Genomic DNA, 21321 nt, shown 5'->3' with positions numbered 1-21321 from the left:
CCGCTTCAAAGTAAATATAAAAAACCACATAACACAAATTACAACATTTTAAATTATCCGACAGGCAACAAATCAAAAAAAATCGTCATCTATTGGCTGTGAAATATCAATGAAAGCTCAACAAGGAGTCAATCTATTTTTTATTTTCCAAATTTACTCTTTTTACATATAAAAACGATCGCTTGTTTTAATTGAGCGATCGTTTCATATTTATTAAGTATATTATTTGTTTAGATAGTTATTAATTGCATTAAAAACTAATGAGGCTTCTAACGGCTGCCCATCTTCTGCTGGATGAGCAACTGGCCATGTGGACCACTGAACAATGACTAGCTGCTCTTTTGGATTGACCACAATAATTTGCCCAAAAATTCCCAATGCCCACAATGTATTGTTCCCATCTAGGCCCTCTTTAGGTTGTGCATTTTGCATTTTTTGCGGAACGCTATTGTTCCACCATTCAAAGCCATAGATCCCTTCTGGGTAACTTGGATTCACCGAGTTTTTCGCTTGTACCCAGCTTTTAGACTCATTCACCCAATTATCCGGTAATGATTTGTGACCATCTGGCAAGACTCCATTCCCTGCAAAAAATAGCCCAAACTTACCCCAATCCTCTAACGTGGCATTAAAACCATGTGCCCCTGTATTATGTTTATTTAATTCATAGCTTTGCCATACCCCGTCGCTCGTCATACCAAAAGGTTGCCATATCTTATTTTCGAGATATTGTGCTATCGATACACCCGTTGCTTTTTCAAGTGTATCCCCTAATAACCACGCACCGCCTGAATTGTATTGCCACACTTCCCCAGCTTTTGCATAGGATTTTCGTTTAGGATTGATAACTAACTGTTGCACACACTCATAGATTTTCGGGTTTGCTTCACACTCGGTCATTTTGGCAAAATCTGAGTTTAGGTTTTCATAATCTTCCCCCCACTCAACCCCAGAGGTGTGTTGTAACAACTGCCTTATTGTCACATCTTCCCAAGCGGTTCCTTTAACACTTGGATTGTATTTAACTATGGCATCGTCTAATGAGGCTATTTTACCTTCCTGTAGTGCTATCCCAACTAGAGTTGAAACAACTGATTTTCCGACCGAACGCGAGGTCCATAACGTTTTTGGCGTGTTTCCTTTACCATAATATTCAAAGACGACTTTTCCCTGTTTTATCACCATTAATGCAGTAACATCATTACGCTTAATATAGTCATCAAGGTTATATGTCATCCCTTTCAATTGGTAAGTGACATCAACTAAGTTTTGAATTTCTCTTTCTAGCGGTTTGGGATTAATTGCATGGAATACATCTCCGGGGTAAGAGCGGTAATCATTACGAAAACCAAGCAATCGTTCATTTTGATCCCATGTCAGCATGTCTTTAACATTTGGGTAGTGACTATCAACAGGCTGAGGGCATTGCGATAAAGCAGGCACATGACATTCGTTGTCAGTTTGATTTGCATAACCATAGAGCGATGTAAAGAATAAAGCCGAGAATAAACATACATTTACTTTGTATTTTTTCATAGGGTGACCTTTTATAATAATAATAACAACTAGCTCTTTTTATTGTCATTAATATCTTAGCGTTGGATTTTATTATCGCTATCGACCAAAAAGACGAAGGGATACGGCTCTTTTATGGGATTACTTTTAATCTTCAGCAGTACTTTGGTGATTAAGTTGTTTATTAATCTGATTTCTGATTTGATAACACAGAAATTTATTATGTAACTGGGGGCTTAATGGAAATTAGACTCGCTGTACCATCTGAAGCCGAACAACTTTGGTTTATCAGAAATAACGCGATTCGTCACTCTTGTAAACAAAGCTTTAGCCATAGTGTGATTATGGCGTGGACGCCAGACAAAATGCCAGAAAGCTATCGAACTATGGTGGAAGAAAATCCATTTTTTGTGGTTGTTAATGAGCTTAATATTCCAATCGCCACAGGTTTCTTAAACCTTAAACAGCACAGTGTTGATGCTATTTTTACTTTACCTGAATATTCAGGTTTAGGCGCAGCCCGTTTAATTATGGACAGGATCAAACAAGAAGCTAAATTCCGTCATATCAAACAACTCACTTTAGAATCGACACCTAATGCCGAACGGTTTTATCAAAAGCAAGGGTTTATTTCTCAAAACAAAGGCCAATATTATTCTGCATTAGCTCAAAGCTATCTTCCTTGTATTAATATGACCTTATCGCTTTAGCAACCTATTTCAGCCGTTTAATGATGACTAAACGGCTTTATAATTTAAAAATCAGCAAATTCAGGAATGGCTTTTCTTCCATGTGATTCAAGAAAATCCAATACCCTGCGGGGAGTGACATTTAAGATCTGCTCTTGGGGAAAATCAATCGCGGTTAACATCTCAACCACTTTATCAAAATTACCTAAATATCCCGCATAATGTGAATCAGAGCCCAATGAAACCCAGCCACCCACTTCTTTCACTGCTTTAGCTATTGCCAGACAATTTGATTCACTGCCAACGCGAGAATGCAAAAATGATGAGTTATTCATTTCCAATGCGACATTACACTCTTTTGCTGCTTGAGCAACCGCACGAATATCAATCGGGTATTTAGGGTTCCCCGGATGCGTAATAATGTGTACTTTGCCGCTTTGAATTGTGGCAATCATCGCTTCTGTATTATCTGCCTGACTTTGTGGTGCAAGAACTGGTTCATGAAAGCCCGCTAAGATAATATCTAATTGCCTGTTCATTTTTTCATTACAGTCGATTTCACCTTGCTTATTTTTAATATTCGCTTCAATACCGTAGAGCAAACCAACGCCATTCACAATACGTGGCAAAATAGGCATATTGGCAAAATGCCACTGATGTGGAGCATCGTCCATTTCAGGGCCATGATCTGTAATGGCAAACAGTTTTATCCCTCTACGTGCTGCCTCGGAAAAATACTCATTAACCGTGCTATAGGCATGTGTGCTGGCAATAGTATGCGCATGCAAATCAACTTGATACATATGCTACCCTTCTAATTCTATTGTGTGCCTTCCGACACTATCAAATAATCAAATGATCATTCAAGCTAACATATCAAGATGTTATTACGATAGCGATGCCATAACTCATATTTTAATGGATACGCCAATATCAGCAGTGACACGCCTAAATAACAAATAAAAAGAGCGAATATCTACTCGCTCTCTTTTCCTACTGCAATGCTATCTTTAATCGACAAGAATACGTTTGTTGGTCGCTCCCCAAAGAATTGACATTTCAGTAAATAATGCTCCACTGATATCTTCAACCTCTTCGGCAGTGATTTCACCATTACCTTGTTTACCAAAGAAAACAACTTCATCTCCGGGTTGGACTTGCTTTAAGTCAGTCACATCGACCATCACGGTATTCATTGATGTTTTTCCTAATACAGGCACCATCTGCCCATTAATTAATGCGTGCCCCGCATTACTGAATACTCGGCGGTAGCCGTCAGCATAACCGACAGGAATATTAGCCAATACAGAGTCACGTTTTAGCGTATAGGTTCTGTCATAACCGACCGTGTTTCCTTTAGGGTAATGATTCACCGAGGCAATATTCGATTTTAATGTCATGACACGCTTATAGTCTTTCGTTGCTACCGTGTCACCATAGAAAATACCGCCAACACGCACCATATCAAGCCATGACTCAGGTACAGTGATGGTTGCATAGGTATTCGCTACATGCAAAATGACATCTTCACGTTTCAATCCAGTTACATCAAGGACTTGTTGTGACTGCTTTTTAAACTTCGCTAAATCTTTGCGGATTTGAGCCTCATCTTCTTCAGGATAATGCGACATGATGCCAACAACTTTTAGCTGAGGTAATTGAGCAATCATTTTTGCGTCATTGAGGCCTTGCGCATGACTCACTTCTAGCCCATTACGTGACATTCCCGCTGAATTCAACGCTAAATGGATTGGTATTACTTTATTTTGCTTTTTACCAATATCATTTAAACGCTGTGCCATATCGAGATTACCGATAAGCTCTTCAACGTCATAGGCTGTTGCTTGTGCCATTTCTTGTTCAGTGGCATTACGCACTCTCATCAAACGGCCTTTGAAACCTAACTCTCTGACTTGTTTAAATTCTTGATTATTTGTTAAGCCAATACATTGCACATTATTTTCAATCATCAGAGGCGTTACCAGCGTCAAATCATGACCATACGCATCCCCTTTCAATACAGCACAAAGCGATGACTTATCCCCCAGCAACGCCTGCACTTTTTTAATATTGAAATCGAGTGCACTACGAGAAATTTCTATCCAAGAATTATTCACAATAATGGGTTGGACTTGTGCGTCAGGGATCGCTTTGGTGTTGGTGTTTGCAGGTTGCTGGCAAGCTGTTGCGACCAATAGAGGAAGTAAAGCAAGATATCTCAACCGAAATGACATCTTTTATATCCTTAGTAATCAATGAAATAGATTCTCCAATAAATTATTTTTATAATTATGGAGAGTGAAAATATACATTTGATGCATATAGGATAGAAATAATATCAAGTTGAATATTTTGAACAAGCAATTAATGCAGTAAAAGTGAATAATTAATTATTTTGATTAAGGGTGAATAATAACCAAGCCATTCAACAAAACAAACATAACCATTTGATAAATTTACATTAAAAAAGGTTTTCCTATCGGCATTAGCTAAAAGTACGTTTCTATGACGCGCATACAAACCCGATTAATCATGCTATTTATCAACGTTATTTAGCCCATCATGGAAGTAACGTATTTAGTCACTTCCATAAAGCGAGCTTTACATCTAGTTATTTTGACGAATTGACAATATTAGTTAACTTTGTCAACATCCAAATAAGATTGTCTAATAATGTCAAATTCGCATTAGCCTATATGGAGCGTGGATGTGCCAATAAAGATGCACCAAGAAGAAATTAATCAACGACAAACGCATATTTTACAATCTGCTCGTTGGTGCTTCTTAAATTTTGGATTTAAAAAAACCTCACTTGAGGATATTGCGAACAGAGCCCATCTTTCTCGTACACTGTTATACAAACATTTTAAAGATAAAGAGCAAATTTTCATCAACGTATTTGTTGAATGGTTGGTATCAAGGCAACCTAGCGCCAAAAAAGTGGCTCACTCACAACGCTCCTCACAAGAGCGTTTAATGCAAGTTAGCCAATTACTGATCCTCGAACCTTGGGCTGACAGGATAGGCGCACCGATGGGTGCAGAATTTTATGATATCTGTGAGCAGCTTGCCCCTAGTATTGTGCAGCAGCACCAGCAATTTATCCTGCAATGTGTTGCAGTCATTTTACAAGATGAGATGGCAGCAAAGGTCTTTTTATTGGCATTAAATGGCCAACTTGCAGATAACCCAACCACCACCGAATTATTTCAACGCACAAAAATACTCGTTGACTGTTTTACAGCTCCCGTTTCGATTTGTTAAAAAATCAGTCAATCACCATCATGTAGTAAGTTGTTTTCCATATTGAAATTAAGAGCGCGGGGCTTTTTTAGTGCTCATATATTAAGGAGAATTACATGAAAAAGAACCTATTCGGTGCCACCTCCACCGCTGATGACGTTTTAAATAACATCGATTTAAGTCATAAACGTATTCTCGTTACAGGAACTTCTTCTGGTCTTGGCGTTGAAATTGCTAGAGCATTAACCGCACGTGGCGCTCATGTTATTGGTACCGTTCGCCATACTGCTAAAAGTGAAAAGCAAGCTCACGCTATTCGTGGCGCTAACCCACAAGGCAGTTTCGAGCTCGTTGAATTAGATCTTTCATCGCTTGCCTCTGTACGCACATGCTCTGACAAACTACTCGCAGCCGGAAAACCAATTGATATTATCATTAATAACGCTGGTGTGATGGCGACACCATTTGGTCATACTGCCGATGGTTTTGAAACTCAGTTTGGTATTAACCACTTAGGTCATTTTGTACTTGTTAATCGCCTAATACCTTTATTAAATTCAGGCGCTCGTGTTATTAGCGTTTCCTCAGCAGGACACCGTTTATTCGATTTTGATATTAACGATCTTAATTTCTCCTATACTGACTATCAGCCACAACTTGCCTATAGTCGTTCAAAGACTGCCAACATTTTATTTGCTGTTGAATTTGACCGCCGTTATCGCAACCTGGGTATTCGCGCTTGCGCTATTCACCCCGGTAATATTGCTACTAACTTGAGCCGCAATATGTCAGCTGAAGATCAAGCCGAAATTGGCACCATGATCAATTCACTTAACCAGCAAGCCGGTTTATCCAGTTTAGAAACTAAAACAATCCCACAAGGTGCAGCAACCACCGTATGGGCTGCTGCCGTCGCTGATGCGGATGAAATTGGTGGTCAATATTGCGAAGATTGCCAAGTTGCACAAGTTAATGATGGACCGGGTTTTTTCGGTCTTCGCACTTATGCTATCGACCCACAACTTGCCAAAGCATTATGGCTAAAAAGCGAACAAATGGTTGGTGAAGCATTTCCTCAGAATAGTTCACTGCCGATAACTTAATTACCCCTTTGCACGGTAAAAGTTATCTAGTCCATCCGCCCCTTTTCAATTAAGGGGCTTTCAAGCATGTTTGCCTTTACGCGGTTTATCAACAACAAATAAACTAATTTTTATAAAGTTCCATTTTAGTTACTTTAAATAAGTATTTTTATGCTAAAGTTCTTTTTTGGTTACACTACCAGCAACCTTTACTTAATAAAAATAAAGTACCATAATAGTTACATTATCGGTTATTTTTGCATTTAAAGTCACCAAATAGGGTCTTTATATGAATAATAAAATAAGTGTTATTGCACTTGCAGAGCAACTTGGAGAACGATTAAAACAAGCTCGCTTGAATCAAAACCTAACGCAATCTGAGGTCGCAGAATTTGCTGGTGTCGCACGTAAAACAGTTATCAATGCTGAGAAAGGTAAAGCGCAACTAGAAATTTTTATCGCTATCATGCAGGCTTTAAATTTAACGGAGCAACTTGATTTATTTTTACCTGCACAACCTATTTCACCTATACAACTAGCTAAATTACAAGGAAAAAAGCGCCAAAGAGCATCTGGTCAGCGACAAGAGAATGAAGAGGAGCACATTGAATGGTAATGGAAGTTATTAATGTCAATTATCATAATCAAACCATCGGTGCACTCAGTTTTGATACAGAGAGAAAGATTGGTGCTTTTGAATACGAACCCAGTTTTCTCAAAAAAGGATTGAACTATCCCCTTTAAAAATGCCTTTGTCTTCAACAATATTTCGCTTCCCAGAATTAGACTTTAACACCTTTAAAGGCCTTCCTGGTTTAATCGCAGACTCCCTACCCGATGACTTCGGTAATGCAGTCATCGATGAAACGATTGAACATGTCTCGAAATGGCCAACGTTAGCAAAGGAATGGGATGTGCCAAAGTCATTAATCGACGAGGTAAACGCGAATTTAAGGTTGAACATTTAATAAGGCGGCAATCACTTTCCGACCATTCGATTAATACTTCTTCACGCGTAAAAACCATCTATCCATACTCTTTCTCTTAGCTAACGCTTTGTATTTTATCGCCTCTTTAATGATGCTTAGTCTTGTTCTTAATCACCTAATAAAAAATTCAATCTTCAATTATCTTACGCCTAGTAAATTGACATTACGACATCATGATGTCATGATTAGCGAATGAAAATTGAACAAGAACACACACCACTTTATGCTCAAGTCCAAGCGGCTTTAGCAGCTGACATCTCTACCGGTATTTTACCCCCCGGTAGTCAGCTCCCATCCGAAGAACAATTGGTCGAAAGGTTCAATGTCAGCCGCACGACTATCCGTAAGGCTATTGAAAACCTAGTTTCTCGTGGGCAAGTCGAAATCCGAAGAGGCAAAGGCACTTTCGTCACAGAGCCTAAAATCACACAAGAGTTGACCGAATTGACAGGCTTTGTTGAAGATATGTTGGCTCTAGGCCGTACACCAACGGCTCGTTTGCTCGGAACACAGGTCGTGCCCGCTAAAGCTGATGTCGCTAAGCAGCTTTCAGTTTCCACAGGCAGCTTGGTGATGCAAATTAAACGCGTCCGTCTAGCCGATGGTGTCGCAATGTCTTTTGATGAGACGTACCTACCACAGGAGATTGGTGAAAAGATCACTACGCATAACCTTGATGTTGAGCCAATTTTTTCTCTACTGGAAGATAAATATCACTTACCACTGACCGAAGCAGAATATCGACTTGAAGCAGTTACCGCTTCTGCTGAAGTCGCACAGGCTCTCAATATTCAGCCGGGGGGTGCTGTCTTTATGATTGAACGTACATCCTATACTCATGGGCATCGCCCTATTGATTACGAAAAACTCTATTACCGTGGCGATCTAATTCGTTTTGTGACTCGCTTGGTTCGACGTCCACGTGACCGTTCATGATAGGGAAATTAAGTCATGGGATCTTTATGGCTAGTTTTAGCTGCATTTAGCGCAAGCGCCCTTGGCGGCGTATTAGGTATGGCAAGTGGTATCTTTATTGTACCCATCCTGATATTCATCTTTGGTATTGATATTCATATTGCGATCGGAGCAAGTCTTATTTCTGTGATTGCTTGCTCATGTGTGAGTGCTGCTCCCTTTCTTAAAAGACGCCTTGCAAATGTAAGATTGGCCATCGTTCTTGAAACGGCTACGACGATTGGAGCATTAACGGGTGTGTTTCTTATCGGAATAATTTCAACGCCAGTGTTATATGGGCTATTCGCTATTATTCTTGTGCTTTCTGCTAAACAAATGTTGACTCGAAGGCATCAAACACATCATGTCACCTCTCCACCTACAAGCTGGGCAAGTCGATTACAATTACACGCCAGCTACCCTGATCATGTCGGAAAAGAAGTCAGTTATCAAATAGGGCATTTACCACTCGGTATGTTACTTATGTACGGTGCAGGTTTACTTTCCGCACTACTCGGTATTGGTTCTGGTGTTCTTAAAATTCCTGCGATGGATTCTGCTTTACGACTCCCTCTTAAAGTTTCTTCTGCCACATCAAACTTTATGATCGGTGTTACTGCGACTGCCAGTGCCTGCGCTTATTTTGTTCGTGGTGATATCGATATTGATATTGCGGGGCCTATCACTTTAGGCTCGGTTATTGGTGCGCTCATTGGCGCGCGCTTACTGATGTGGTTACCAGCGGAAAAATTGCGGATCTTTTTCGTCATCATTCTCGCACTATTGGCAGTTCAAATGCTGTTAAGTGCTTTTGATATCCAACTTTTGGTTGAGTCTGTGTAGAATGAAGAAGCTCACAAGAAATATAGAAATACGGGATCAACTTATTGCGAATTTGCTCTGGTATGGTACATGGTTTGCGACAGTACTGATAGCCATCGGCGTTATTCTCAATGCACTTGCTGCCTATTTCCCATTATCATTCGGCGGTTATCCCATCATAAAAATAGGTATTATTTTATTTATTTTTCTTCCTGTTGCTCGAGTCATACTCATGCTAGTGCTATTTTTACGTGAGCACGATTATCTCTACGCTACGATTGCTTGTTTTGTTCTATGTACAATAGCGGCAGGTGTATTTATTGAAATAGACTTCCCCTAGCCTGACGTGTTGTCTATTCTTCTTGGATCACAAAAGTTTATACGTCTGTTTTAGAGCCTTCTCTGTAGAAAATAAGGAACATTATTCACCAGATGGAAATAACTAGCCCAGATGGGAGTTTAGCGTACTTTAGCAATAACTAATCATAATCCGAAAGCAAATTCATTATATGTTTGATAAAAAGGAAACTCTCTATCCTGAATTTCAAAGAATAAAATGAAACGTTTCTATTTATATTTTTTGTTATTATTTTCAATATCATTACATGCTAATGAGCAATGCGATCTTATCGCTTCTATATATGGTGCTGAAGCTGGATTTAATTACCAAACAATGGTAGTCAAAGACGGAAGTAGAGCTTATTTTTATTCTGCACCGGATAAGAATTGCCGATTAGCAACATTTATTATTTCAGGTGATCAAGTAGAAGTCTTCCGTGAAATTGGTGAAATAAAGGGTGTAGAGTATTTATATATTCGTTATCGAGATATAAATAATCAATTTGTTACAGGATGGGTACAAGCACAATTTTTTCAAAGTCTGAAAAGTAAAATCACAACCTCTAAAAAGTGTGCGAATATAAAAGAACAACAAATCGGTATTAGTTTTCCTGTAAAGAATAATCACTATCAAATTATCGGTAATAAAAAAGCGAATTTTTACTCAGCACCTGATGACTCATGCATCGTTGACGACGTATTTGTTATCCCTGGAGACCAAGTTTCAGGGCAAGAAGATGCTGAAGGTACATTTATTCTTGTTAATTATTATACATCAACGGGTGAAATTGTTAGAGGATGGATAAAAAAAGAGCGGTTGTGGCAGTTAAATCATGGTGACAGTTATCGCAATGATATTAATCCATCCAGCCTTGATTTAGCCATTAGAGTTGTTTCGCTCTGGATGAATGTAGAATATTCCTGCCACTTTTATGAAGGTATAAATGATAATAATAGGTTTCGTTTATTAGTACGTGAAGATCACCAGTCGTCGCGCTGTCGAGGAGGAGGTGGTGATCCAGCAACCACTCCCGTTGTTGCTTTTTTTGATATTGATAAAATAACAGGTGAAGTCGACTTTGATGGGCTAAACAATGAACTATAAGAATATAGGCGATATATTAAGGCTAAGAGTTTTTTTGACTACGTAGATAATTAAAGCATTATTCGCTAAATTTTCTAAGTAACTAAGCTCAATTGGATTCTTAATTTTAATACTACCAATAGCTTGATCGCCCTTTTTAGCCATTATTATTTCTGATAGCGTCAAAATTATCGGCAATTATCAACAATTAAAGACTGTTAAAAACAAAAAGGCACCAGTAAGTAACTGATGTCCTTAGATTTATCGACAACTAAAAACTGTTATCAACAATAGCTAAATTATTCCCACTCAATTATCAATGATAAGAATATTCATTAACATAACAGCTAGTTAGAAAGGTGGATTTTCTCAGTACCATCATCCATACCATACGCAGAATTTTTTATTTTTTGCTACTTGTCGATATTTTAGTTCAATTTTTAAACATAAGAGGAGAGTTAAATATATCAAAATAGAGTTTTTTGTTTCTTACCCTATGAGAGAAAAAAACTAAATACTTAAAAGCAATCAGTAAAATTTATTTCCCGTTAAATTAATACCATGACAATGTTAGTCTTAAATTCCATAAATTAAATAAGTCATATGATAAATTTAATTTTGGCTCTAATTCATTGATAATAAATTCTTTTTTCATCAAGACTCAGTTTTTCCGTATTCAATGGAATACAGAGTGTGTTTTTTCAATGTTAAATCAGCTGTTTGAGGGGGAGATCACTAAAATCAAATGGAGATTATCTATATTTAACGCATTTCCGATTTGTTTTTCAATAAAACTCCATTTGGGGTGACTCCTTAAATTTTCTTTTTATTGTAACAAAGTAAATAAATCTTTTTTGTACTCCAAAACAGAAAGCCACTTATCACTGAGGAAACAACAAAAATAAAAGAGTAGGAACCAATAAATGAAATAAATATTTTTATAAAAAAATCATACATAGTCATATCAAAACAAGACTTTCTATATATGGACTCTTTTATGCAAGAATAAAAAAACCAACTTATCATAGGAACTAGTGTAGGTATGGCTAAATATATTAAAACTAGTTTAAATATGCTGGTTTTTTTTATGTAAAAATAAAAAATAAACACAGTAGATATGGTATAAATGAAGTAAAAAATTCCCATCCCATAATAGTAGTTAATTAATATGTCATGGATTTCGCCATAATGACCATAGACACGAAAAAAAGATTGTCGTATTACTAGTATATAATACGCAACAACACCTATAGCCATCGATAACCCCAATGGGAAAATGACTGATTTATTATTTGACATGAGGAAATAATACCTCTGGTGGTTTCATATCTAAAAGTTCATTTTTCACTCCCCAAGGTGTTCTAAATCCATCTTCTAAATTTTTAAATATCCCTCCGCTTTCCCTTAATACTCTGGAGACATTGGTTGCACAGTGAAAATGATCTGCATAATTATTATTAAATATAATATTTTTTAATCTTTCTGCGTGTTCACTTGGTATAGTGAACTGAATGACGACGAGATCATCGCTACTCCATTTATGGTACGAAAGATAAGTATCCCAATCAAAATCGGGATATGGCATAAATTCACCGGATCCCCTGTGAGCCATTTGATTTGCAAGGCATTTCTCACCACAGCCCATATATCCGCCTGATGGATCATATAAAATAGCTTTATCACCATCATCAATAACTAATCCAACATGACCTAACCAGTCATTATCAACCATGACATATATATTGACGGGATCTGTAATTATTGCAGTATAAAGTGGATTAGATGCCACAATCACAGGAATATCATAGCGATTTTGGTGTACATCAACGATTGGCCTAATCATTATTTAACAGCCTTTTGTGTGATGCTATAACCTGATGTACTTGCTGCAATGTGATTTATTGTAATACTTTCATATCGGAGAGATACCATTTCAAACGGTTGTAGCTCGTTATTTAGCAAGGAATTAGGGTGCTCGTTAGCAATTCGAATAATCGATGCCTTACTCAATTTTATTGTTTTGTAATGTAGTAATCCTCCGCTTTTATCAATACGATAAAATTTAAATTCACAGTCGAGTATTTCATTGTGTGATATTGCAGTAAGCAAGAGAGGTGATGATTTATCATCGGCTTTTGTTAGGATAAAAGGGGCATGAGAAACATTTTGCTGCCTACTGATATCATAGTTTGTGGAATAAACTAATATCTCGTCAGCATGTTCTGACTGATATCGATTTCCGATAGAATCATAACTTGAACAACCAGCTGAAATTAAACCCTGTTTTTGACCTTGCAATGTTAAATAGATAATGTCTGACATAACTCATCCCTAAATTAAATTGATTTAAAGAATTAAGCCATTTTTTTGTTAAAACTTCCATAGGAATTTATGTGGAATTTTCGACATGAAATTAACGTGCATAAAATTGGCAATAGTTAAAATGTCAATAATTTTTTAGCAAAAAGAAGGAAAAAAGCATTTTTGTAACTATCGTATTTTCAAGCTAAAATTTTTAACAGCATTTTAACCATTTGTATATTATTACCCCAATGGCACTTTATGGATTAATATAGCATATATTATATTAACCTATAAAAACGACAGAAGGGTGACTTCGCGCTTAACATTTGCGCAACAATTATCATAAGAATATGATGATTTTTATGCGTGTGGATTATGGTTGTATTTTAGCCAAAAAAAGACTTTTGGTTCAAAAATAGAAAGCGGCTATTTTATAGCCACATATTCTCGATGATGATTAAATATTTGATGCTCACTGCAATTAAAGTTCATGTAAAGCAAATTATCATGAAATTTCGTGCGATTCTAAAAACAGAATGTTACCGACTAAAAAATCATCTTCCAGTAATTTTCCGGAGCTGAGTTAGGTTGCATTCTCATTGCGAAGATAATTTTTATATTTTCCTTCTTCATCACAAATCGCTAATGAGTATGCGATATCGTCTATTACAATCGGTTCCTGAAAAGAAACAGTTTGAATATCACCACCCACATAGTTTTGAAGTTCTTCTAATGTGAACTCACCGTTGGCTGATTGAGATGTAAGCTTTTCTGTATCGTTATTAGCTTTTATAAATATTGCAGTCGTCCGCATAGCGATAAAACGAGTGTCCTCGTCGCTCCAGCTCTTTGTCCAACTCATCTAACAAGTTAAAAGAACAATTATTATTAATAACTTGTAAAATAAATGAGTCCCAGGCAAAAAATACGCTAGAAAATATCGAAAAATAAAATTTAAAAAAGAGTTAACCCTATTTAGTTCGAAAGTATCAACTCTAAAAAGAATTAGTGGCAGAGTAGCTATGGTTATAAACTCAGAAAAAAATCTGCCAATGATATAATCAAGAAAAAACAAGCTCGTAGTTCAAATAGATAATCAATATTAACTAGCGTAATTGAGCTTCAGACACAACAAGCAACAAAAACAAAAAAGCCCAATTTTACATGGGCTTACGTCGTTATTTTGCTAGTCAATGCCAGCTAATTCTTATTGAGGGATTATTCCCATTCGATCGTTGCTGGTGGCTTACCGCTGATATCATACACGACCCTTGAAATCCCATCGACCTCATTGATAATGCGGTTTGAAACACGGCCTAAGAAATCATATGGTAAATGAGCCCAGTGAGCGGTCATAAAGTCGATTGTCTCAACTGCACGTAAAGAAACAACCCAATCGTATTTACGACCATCACCCATCACACCAACAGAACGCACAGGCAGGAATACCGTAAATGCTTGGCTAACCTTGTGATAAAGCTCTGCTTTGTGTAGCTCTTCAATAAAGATAGCATCGGCACGACGCAGAAGATCACAATACTCTTTTTTCACTTCACCTAAAACACGTACGCCGAGGCCTGGACCTGGGAATGGGTGACGATATAGCATGTCGTATGGCAAGCCAAGTTCAAGACCAATTTTACGAACTTCATCTTTGAACAGCTCTTTCAATGGCTCAACTAGGCCTAACTTCATATCTTCTGGTAACCCACCGACGTTATGGTGAGATTTAATGACATGCGCTTTACCTGTCGCTGACGCCGCAGATTCAATAATATCTGGATAGATAGTACCTTGTGCCAACCATTTAACTTGCGTTTGTTTTGAAGCTTCTTCATCAAACACATCGATAAATACATGACCAATCGCTTTACGTTTTGCTTCAGGGTCGTGAATACCTGCTAATGCACTCAGGAAACGATCTTCTGCTTTCACATGGATAATGTTTAGGTCAAATTTACCTGCAAACATCTCCATCACTTGATCAGCTTCGTTTAAACGCAACAAGCCGTTATCAACAAATACACACGTGAGTCGTTTACCAATCGCACGGTTTAACAACAAAGCGGTTACAGAAGAATCGACACCGCCAGACAGTGCTAAAATCACATGATCATCGCCAATCTGCTCTTTGAGGCGTGCTACAGTATCATCAATAATCGCCGCTGGCGTCCACAGAGCTTCACATTGGCAAATATCCTGCACAAAGCGCTTCAGAATATTGAGGCCTTGGTAAGTGTGTGTTACTTCTGGGTGGAATTGAACACCATAGAATTTTTTCTCTTCATTTGCCATGATTGCAAATGGGCAGTTTGGTGTACTTGCGATAGTTTTAAAATCCGCGGGGATCGCAGTCACTTTATCGCCATGGCTCATCCAGACATCCAGCACTGGCGTACCATTTTCGTTGAGTGAGTCTTGAATATCACGGAACAAATCGCATTGCTCAGTGATTTCAACTTTTGCGTAACCAAATTCACGCTCACCAGAAACCTCGACGGCACCACCAAGTTGCATTGACATGGTTTGCATGCCATAGCAGATACCTAAAACGGGTATACCTGCATTAAATACATACTCAGGAGCACGTGGGCTATCATTTTCTGTGGTGCTTTCTGGGCCACCAGAAAGGATGATACCGTTTGGATTGAATTCACGGATTTGCTCTTCTGAAACGTCCCACGCCCAGAGTTCACAATAAACGCCAATTTCACGAACACGGCGAGCAATCAGTTGTGAGTACTGTGAGCCGAAATCAAGGATAAGAATGCGATGCTTATGGATATTTGTTGTCATTTGAGGAGAATTCCAAAAATTCAAGTCAAAAATAGAAAATTGGTAGCTCCGTAATTAACTACGGAGCTACCCTGAATCATTATCTGTTATTGTCCCAGACGGTAGTTCGGGGACTCTTTAGTGATGGTTACATCATGTACGTGGCTTTCTTGGATACCCGCACCACTAATACGGACAAACTCGGCTTTAGTACGAAGATCATCAATAGTACCACAACCTGTCAGCCCCATACAGGAACGTAATCCACCCATTTGTTGATGGATGATATCTTTTAGACGGCCTTTATAAGCAACACGCCCTTCAATCCCTTCTGGAACTAATTTGTCAGCCGCATTATCAGACTGGAAGTAACGGTCTGAAGAGCCTTTAGACATTGCGCCTAATGAGCCCATGCCTCGATAGGCTTTATAGCTACGTCCTTGGAAAAGGATAGTTTCACCCGGAGATTCTTCTGTTCCTGCAAACATGGAGCCAACCATTACACAGGCTGCCCCTGCGGCAATCGCCTTAGAAATATCGCCAGAAAAACGAATACCGCCATCGGCAATTACAGGGATACCTGTTCCTTCTAATGCCTCGACAGCATCAGCAATTGCCGTAATTTGCGGTACACCGACCCCCGTCACAATGCGCGTAGTACAAATAGAACCAGGGCCGATACCCACTTTAACGGCACTCACACCCGCTTCCGCTAGTGCTTTTGCACCTTCAGCCGTTGCGACGTTACCACCGATAATCGGTAAGTCTGGGTATTTTTTGCGTGTTTCACGAATACGTTGCAATACACCTTCAGAGTGACCGTGTGAAGAGTCGATCAATAATACGTCGATTCCCGCAGCCACCAGCGCATCAACACGTTCTTCGTTGCCCGCGCCAGCACCAACTGCCGCACCAACACGCAGACGACCTTGTTCGTCTTTACAAGCATTTGGTTTACGTTCTGCTTTTTGGAAATCTTTAACTGTGATCATGCCTAACAGGTGGAAGTTATCATCGATCACTAGGGCTTTTTCAACGCGTTTTTCGTGCATTTTTTGCAGTACAACTTCGCGAGCTTCGCCCTCTTTTACCGTAACGAGACGCTCTTTCGGTGTCATTACCGCAGTGACAGGCTGATCCAGATCGGTAACAAAACGAACGTCACGACCTGTAATGATCCCCACAAGCGATTTATCCGCAGCCACAACAGGATAACCAGCAAAACCATTACGTTCTGCCATTTCTTGAACTTCGCGGATCGTTGTCTCAGGGGTAACGGTAACCGGATCAGTTACAACCCCACTTTCATGTTTTTTCACGCGACGAACTTCTTCCGCTTGGCGCTCAATAGACATGTTTTTGTGGATAAAACCAAGGCCACCCTCTTGAGCCAGTGCAATCGCAAGATCAGATTCAGTCACTGTATCCATCGCTGCAGAAAGCATAGGAATATTCAGGCGGATAGTTGCAGTCAGTTGGGTTGATAGATCGGCCGTGTTTGGTAATACGGTTGAGTGTGCAGGAACGAGCAATACGTCGTCGAAAGTTAGAGCTTCTTTTTTTATGCGTAACATAGGCAATATCTCACCAGGCAGCGTTATGGAAAGGTATAAAATATTGCCGCGGCATTATACACACCGAAACCGATTGCCTCCAGTCCTTTTTTGAAAAAAAACTTGATAACTCCTCTGACTAGGTTAGTATCAACCAATTAAGTCATTGTTTTAGAATTTGATCTAGCTCACATGTCGACTCAACAAAATAGTGGAATTTATTCTGTCAGCAAACTCAATCAAGCTGTCCGTGAACTTCTAGACCGCCAAATGGGTAAAATATGGCTGACAGCCGAAATATCAAACTTTTCGCAACCTAGCTCTGGTCATTGGTATCTCACATTAAAAGATGACAAAGCTCAGGTTCGTGCGGCTATGTTTCGCGGACAAAATGCACGCGTCACATTTCGTCCACAAAATGGTCAACAAGTTTTAGTACGGGCAAGTGTCACACTTTATGAGCCTCGTGGTGACTATCAAATTATCATTGAAAGCATGCAACCGGCTGGCGAAGGTCTGCTACAGCAGCGTTTTGAGTTACTCAAACAAATGCTAGGCGCAGAAGGCTTATTTGATGTAACACATAAGCAGCCCTTACCCTCCCCTGCAAAACGCATTGGTGTTATTACCTCAGCAACAGGCGCTGCATTACACGACATTCTGCATATTTTACGTCGCCGTGACCCATCACTCCCAGTTGTGATCTACCCAACAGCCGTTCAAGGAGATCAAGCTCCTGCACAAATTGCCCGAGCGATTGAGTTAGCCAATAAACGAGGTGAGTGTGATGTACTGATTGTGGGGCGTGGTGGTGGCTCATTAGAAGATTTATGGGCGTTTAATGAAGAAATTGTCGCTAGAGCTATTTTTGCTAGCCGATTACCTATTGTTAGTGCGGTAGGTCATGAAACGGATATCACGATCGCCGATTTTGTGGCCGATGTTCGCGCTCCGACGCCTTCGGCTGCCGCTGAATTGGTTAGCCGTAACCAAGTGGAATTAATTCGCCAATTACATTCTGCTCAACAGCGTCTTGAAATGGCGATGGATTATTACCTTGCAGGGCAGCAGCAACGTTTTAGTCGTTTACAGCATCGCTTACAGCAACAACATCCACAACTCCGTTTAGCAAGGCAACAACATCAATTGAGCCTGCTTAATCAGAAACTGACCCAAACTATCACAAGGCGGTTGCAAACCGCTCAGCTACGTCATGACCAATTGCAACGTCGGCTGTCACAACAAGACTTGCGGCCTCAACTACAACGGCAACATCGGTCGCTACAACAGACACAATACCATTTACAGAATATGATGACCGAGTTACTGAATAGCTATAAGCAGCGTTTTGCGGTCGCTTGTTCAAAAATGGAAACGGTCAGCCCACTGGCTACATTGGCTCGTGGCTTTAGTATTAGTGAAACCTCTGACGGTGCAGTATTGAAAAAAACCTCTCAGGTGAAATTAGGCCAAAAGCTTAAAACACGCCTAAATGATGGGTGGGTAGAAAGTGAAGTCACTGATATCACTAAAATGAATATGAAACGTGCACCTCGTTCTGTTTTAAAATAGGCATAAAGGGTATCAACACGTTGATACCCTGATATTGATTACGAGTTAGAAGCGAACGACACCACCTAGCATATATGAACGCCCTCTTGCCGTTGCGTTATTATTACCACGCACTTCCATAATGGCCGTCGAATTTGAACGGTTCAAGGCGTCAGAATAAACCTCATTGGTCACATTATTCACTGTAAACATCAATGTGACATTTTTATTGATTTCATAATCAGCATACAAGTCAATAACTGTCGGTTGCCTTTCATATTTATCTTTCAATGCATCACCATTATTATCAACTAATGATTCAACGCCAATACGCTTTGCTGGCCCTGTAACGGTAATGACTGAGCCTAATGTCAACTTTTCATCTAATAACCGAACACCTGTATCTAGCGTCAAATAATAGTCTGGTAACTCAGTAAAATCCCCCGCACTAAAATCAGCAACGCTGGCTATCGAATTAGGCTGGTCACCCGTCTCTTTGGTATAAGATAATGTTGAATAAAAAACGCCTGCATCATAATTAGCTTGTAATTCATAACCCCGTAAGTTGACCTCGCGTGGATCGTTCATATAGATATAACTTTTCTGCATAAAATCCGGGAACTCTTTATCCCAGACACTTTCATTCATCAAACACCATGTAAATTCAGCGTATGATCTTGGTCGACACAACAAATAAGGCTTACTGGTAATATAATCCTTAATTCTAGTATGGAACCAAAGCGCTTTCATCGTGAATTGGTCATCTTGCACGATGAGATCAGGTCTCATGCTGTTGAAACCAATTTGCCATGTTTGTGCTTTTTCTCCTTTTAAGAATGGGTTCATTGAGTTACCGCCATTCTGAGAGAAAAATACCTCTTGGGAATTTGGTGCACGCATTGAGTGTGCGTAACTTACAAAAGGTTGAAATTCAGGAATGATTTCTGCCGAAAGCAATACCCCCGGGTTGAAGCCTCCCTCTTTTAAGTTTATTGATGCGTCGCCTTGAGGGAAACATTTAACGTCATCATCGCAAGCGGGTTTAAACCCTTTTAGCTTGTAATGTGCATAATTCAGATTAAAAGTGGCTGAGTAAATATCATATTTAGCATTGAATTGCGTATACAAACTCATTAAGTCTAATGTGCCACTGGGTGAGAACTGGTTATAAATGATTGTATTTTGGTCAGATACCGAACTTACTTTACGTTCATATTTATTTTTTAACAGCTTAGAACCTATTTTCCATTCATAGTCCGTCTCCCCATAAGAAAAACGACTCGTATTGGCAAGATTGATCCCATCTGCATTATTTTTGGATTCACCTTGACGTAATGCCCAACCCAATGAATCCCCTTCAAATGTCTGCTTACTCTCTCCATGACTAATAATAAGCTCAGTATCAATTAACTCATTAAGTGGCGTATATTTATATTTAAGATAATAATCCTCGCTATTTATTTTACGGCGAGTTAATTTATTTTGATAAAAACGCCCACTAAATTCTAATTCATGGCTATCATCAGGTTTATATTTCAATTTGGTGAGTTGCGATTGGGGTTTTTGTTTAAAAGTATGATCAGTGGCAAAATCATCACTATCATAACCTGCTCCATTTTTATAATTCGCGGGGATATTATGACCACTGACTGCAATTAAGCCACCTAAATATCCATCATTGGTATTAACTGGCGTTTTCCCTGCAACGGCAACCATGCCATTATAGCCTAATCCATTATCCCCCCAACGGGCTTTGCTTCTTAAGCCATATAAGTTGTCATCAAAAATCACATCGTCAATACCGATAGTTCTAAAATTAGCGCTACCTACAAGTGCATTGACACTCTCTCCACCATTTAACTGCCCTTTTTCAACTTCAACTTTAACAATAAAATTGGGATCAATTAATGCCCCAAAATCATTATTTGGTTGTTGACCATGGGTGTAGTTACTCGGTGAAATGCCATAATATGTTTGGCTAATACCATCCACCATCATATTAACACGACCAAATCCACTCAAACCGCGGATATTGACATTGACTGTACCTTGGCTCGCGTCCATTTGGGTGTAAGTTCCCGGCATAGTACGAATAATTTTATCTAATCCTTCCAGTTTATTTTGCGTACCTACTGCACTAAATGCCCCAGGCTTTTCCAAGGCTTTAACTAATGGCGTTTGTTTCTCAGTACCTGAAATTTTTAATTTACTAAATTGTACGATATCTTTATTTTGTTGTTGCTGTGTATCTTCTGCAAAAGCAATACTATGAAGCCCAGCACATAATAAGCTGGCTCCTACTATTTTTAATTTATTATTCATTAAACCATTCCTGTAAACGCGCTAATTAAACATGCGCTCACATGCATCCAAATAAAATTTAATGCTTTAATTTTGCTATGCAACTGTTCGGCTATCGTT

19 protein-coding genes are annotated in these 21321 nt (G+C 39.0%); 10 read left to right on the top strand and 9 right to left on the bottom strand.

Features of this window, described 5'->3' with window-relative positions:
• Positions 1-222: 222 nt before the first annotated feature.
• Complete coding sequence (locus PSF11_RS05785) at positions 223-1536, bottom strand: serine hydrolase domain-containing protein (RefSeq protein WP_004920462.1); 1314 nt, start codon at positions 1534-1536, stop codon at positions 223-225.
• Between the two features lie 218 nt (positions 1537-1754).
• Between PSF11_RS05785 and PSF11_RS05780 the strand changes: the two genes are divergently transcribed.
• Complete coding sequence (locus PSF11_RS05780) at positions 1755-2225, top strand: GNAT family N-acetyltransferase (protein WP_004920466.1); 471 nt, start codon at positions 1755-1757, stop codon at positions 2223-2225.
• A gap of 44 nt (positions 2226-2269) precedes the next feature.
• Here PSF11_RS05780 and PSF11_RS05775 read toward each other — a convergent pair whose 3' ends face one another.
• A complete protein-coding gene (locus PSF11_RS05775) occupies positions 2270-3007 on the bottom strand; it encodes a phosphatase (RefSeq protein ID WP_004920468.1) in 738 nt (245 codons plus the stop codon).
• Between the two features lie 207 nt (positions 3008-3214).
• Positions 3215-4438, bottom strand: a complete 1224-nt coding sequence (gene alr, locus PSF11_RS05770) for an alanine racemase (RefSeq protein ID WP_072502298.1) — start codon at positions 4436-4438, stop codon at positions 3215-3217.
• 475 nt (positions 4439-4913) lie between these two features.
• Here alr and PSF11_RS05765 point away from each other — a divergent pair, with 475 nt between their 5' ends.
• The 8 genes from PSF11_RS05765 to PSF11_RS05730 all read left to right on the top strand — a co-directional run bounded on the left by PSF11_RS05765 (position 4914) and on the right by PSF11_RS05730 (position 10738).
• Positions 4914-5468 carry a TetR/AcrR family transcriptional regulator gene (locus PSF11_RS05765; protein ID WP_223854793.1) on the top strand — a complete coding sequence of 185 codons (555 nt, stop codon included), beginning with the start codon at positions 4914-4916 and terminating at the stop codon, positions 5466-5468.
• A 95-nt stretch (positions 5469-5563) separates the two neighbouring features.
• Positions 5564-6550: an SDR family NAD(P)-dependent oxidoreductase gene (locus PSF11_RS05760; protein ID WP_060561057.1), complete on the top strand. Its 987-nt coding sequence runs from the start codon at positions 5564-5566 to the stop codon at positions 6548-6550.
• A 268-nt stretch (positions 6551-6818) separates the two neighbouring features.
• Positions 6819-7145 (top strand): helix-turn-helix transcriptional regulator, encoded by a 327-nt coding sequence (locus PSF11_RS05755; RefSeq protein ID WP_072502299.1) that lies wholly within the window; start codon positions 6819-6821, stop codon positions 7143-7145.
• A gap of 136 nt (positions 7146-7281) precedes the next feature.
• On the top strand, positions 7282-7497 hold the full coding sequence (locus tag PSF11_RS05750) for a hypothetical protein (RefSeq protein ID WP_230085182.1): 216 nt from the start codon (positions 7282-7284) through the stop codon (positions 7495-7497).
• A gap of 213 nt (positions 7498-7710) precedes the next feature.
• Positions 7711-8454 carry a GntR family transcriptional regulator gene (locus tag PSF11_RS05745; RefSeq protein ID WP_014656098.1) on the top strand — a complete coding sequence of 248 codons (744 nt, stop codon included), beginning with the start codon at positions 7711-7713 and terminating at the stop codon, positions 8452-8454.
• 15 nt (positions 8455-8469) lie between these two features.
• Entirely contained in the window at positions 8470-9315 is an 846-nt protein-coding gene (locus tag PSF11_RS05740; protein WP_053109979.1) for a sulfite exporter TauE/SafE family protein, read from the top strand.
• A gap of 1 nt (position 9316) precedes the next feature.
• A complete protein-coding gene (locus tag PSF11_RS05735) occupies positions 9317-9634 on the top strand; it encodes a DUF1634 domain-containing protein (protein WP_072502300.1) in 318 nt (105 codons plus the stop codon).
• A gap of 216 nt (positions 9635-9850) precedes the next feature.
• Positions 9851-10738, top strand: coding sequence for a hypothetical protein (locus tag PSF11_RS05730; protein WP_072502301.1), 888 nt, complete (start codon positions 9851-9853; stop codon positions 10736-10738).
• Positions 10739-12005: 1267 nt separating this feature from the next.
• Here PSF11_RS05730 and PSF11_RS05725 read toward each other — a convergent pair.
• From PSF11_RS05725 to guaB, 5 genes are all read right to left on the bottom strand, one after another.
• Positions 12006-12560, bottom strand: a complete 555-nt coding sequence (locus tag PSF11_RS05725) for a hypothetical protein (RefSeq protein WP_004920507.1) — start codon at positions 12558-12560, stop codon at positions 12006-12008.
• Positions 12560-13039, bottom strand: a complete 480-nt coding sequence (locus tag PSF11_RS05720) for an Hcp family type VI secretion system effector (RefSeq protein WP_004920512.1) — start codon at positions 13037-13039, stop codon at positions 12560-12562. Before PSF11_RS05720 ends, PSF11_RS05725 begins: the two co-directional genes overlap by 1 nt.
• Positions 13040-13604: 565 nt before the next feature.
• A complete protein-coding gene (locus PSF11_RS05715; RefSeq protein ID WP_042116640.1) occupies positions 13605-13835 on the bottom strand; it encodes a hypothetical protein in 231 nt (76 codons plus the stop codon).
• Between the two features lie 404 nt (positions 13836-14239).
• The gene (gene guaA / locus PSF11_RS05710; protein ID WP_004920518.1) at positions 14240-15817 is read right to left on the bottom strand and encodes a glutamine-hydrolyzing GMP synthase; all 1578 of its coding nucleotides are present in this window, start codon (positions 15815-15817) and stop codon (positions 14240-14242) included.
• Between the two features lie 86 nt (positions 15818-15903).
• Positions 15904-17370 carry an IMP dehydrogenase gene (gene guaB / locus PSF11_RS05705; RefSeq protein WP_004920523.1) on the bottom strand — a complete coding sequence of 489 codons (1467 nt, stop codon included), beginning with the start codon at positions 17368-17370 and terminating at the stop codon, positions 15904-15906.
• Positions 17371-17541: 171 nt separating this feature from the next.
• On the opposite strand from guaB, the gene xseA reads away from it, so the two are divergent.
• Positions 17542-18921, top strand: coding sequence for an exodeoxyribonuclease VII large subunit (gene xseA, locus PSF11_RS05700; RefSeq protein WP_072502302.1), 1380 nt, complete (start codon positions 17542-17544; stop codon positions 18919-18921).
• A 45-nt stretch (positions 18922-18966) separates the two neighbouring features.
• Here xseA and PSF11_RS05695 read toward each other — a convergent pair whose 3' ends face one another.
• On the bottom strand, positions 18967-21222 hold the full coding sequence (locus PSF11_RS05695) for a TonB-dependent receptor domain-containing protein (protein ID WP_072502303.1): 2256 nt from the start codon (positions 21220-21222) through the stop codon (positions 18967-18969).
• Positions 21223-21321 lie beyond the last annotated feature (99 nt).

Source organism: Providencia sp. PROV119 (genome assembly GCF_028482435.1).
Classification (GTDB): domain Bacteria; phylum Pseudomonadota; class Gammaproteobacteria; order Enterobacterales; family Enterobacteriaceae; genus Providencia; species Providencia stuartii.
The sequence above is the reverse complement of the archived record's forward strand: the minus strand, read 5'-3'. Positions and strand labels throughout refer to the sequence as shown.

Coding starts and splice junctions, on each gene's coding strand:
- guaB (WP_004920523.1), bottom strand. CDS start 17,370: ATGTTACGCATAAAAAAAGAAGCTCTAACTTTCGACGACGTATTGCTC.
- guaA (WP_004920518.1), bottom strand. CDS start 15,817: ATGACAACAAATATCCATAAGCATCGCATTCTTATCCTTGATTTCGGC.
- PSF11_RS05720 (WP_004920512.1), bottom strand. CDS start 13,039: ATGTCAGACATTATCTATTTAACATTGCAAGGTCAAAAACAGGGTTTA.
- alr (WP_072502298.1), bottom strand. CDS start 4,438: ATGTCATTTCGGTTGAGATATCTTGCTTTACTTCCTCTATTGGTCGCA.
- PSF11_RS05740 (WP_053109979.1), top strand. CDS start 8,470: ATGGGATCTTTATGGCTAGTTTTAGCTGCATTTAGCGCAAGCGCCCTT.
- PSF11_RS05695 (WP_072502303.1), bottom strand. CDS start 21,222: ATGAATAATAAATTAAAAATAGTAGGAGCCAGCTTATTATGTGCTGGG.
- PSF11_RS05785 (WP_004920462.1), bottom strand. CDS start 1,536: ATGAAAAAATACAAAGTAAATGTATGTTTATTCTCGGCTTTATTCTTT.
- PSF11_RS05755 (WP_072502299.1), top strand. CDS start 6,819: ATGAATAATAAAATAAGTGTTATTGCACTTGCAGAGCAACTTGGAGAA.
- PSF11_RS05775 (WP_004920468.1), bottom strand. CDS start 3,007: ATGTATCAAGTTGATTTGCATGCGCATACTATTGCCAGCACACATGCC.
- xseA (WP_072502302.1), top strand. CDS start 17,542: ATGTCGACTCAACAAAATAGTGGAATTTATTCTGTCAGCAAACTCAAT.
- PSF11_RS05745 (WP_014656098.1), top strand. CDS start 7,711: ATGAAAATTGAACAAGAACACACACCACTTTATGCTCAAGTCCAAGCG.
- PSF11_RS05760 (WP_060561057.1), top strand. CDS start 5,564: ATGAAAAAGAACCTATTCGGTGCCACCTCCACCGCTGATGACGTTTTA.
- PSF11_RS05715 (WP_042116640.1), bottom strand. CDS start 13,835: ATGCGGACGACTGCAATATTTATAAAAGCTAATAACGATACAGAAAAG.
- PSF11_RS05780 (WP_004920466.1), top strand. CDS start 1,755: ATGGAAATTAGACTCGCTGTACCATCTGAAGCCGAACAACTTTGGTTT.
- PSF11_RS05730 (WP_072502301.1), top strand. CDS start 9,851: ATGAAACGTTTCTATTTATATTTTTTGTTATTATTTTCAATATCATTA.
- PSF11_RS05735 (WP_072502300.1), top strand. CDS start 9,317: ATGAAGAAGCTCACAAGAAATATAGAAATACGGGATCAACTTATTGCG.
- PSF11_RS05725 (WP_004920507.1), bottom strand. CDS start 12,560: ATGATTAGGCCAATCGTTGATGTACACCAAAATCGCTATGATATTCCT.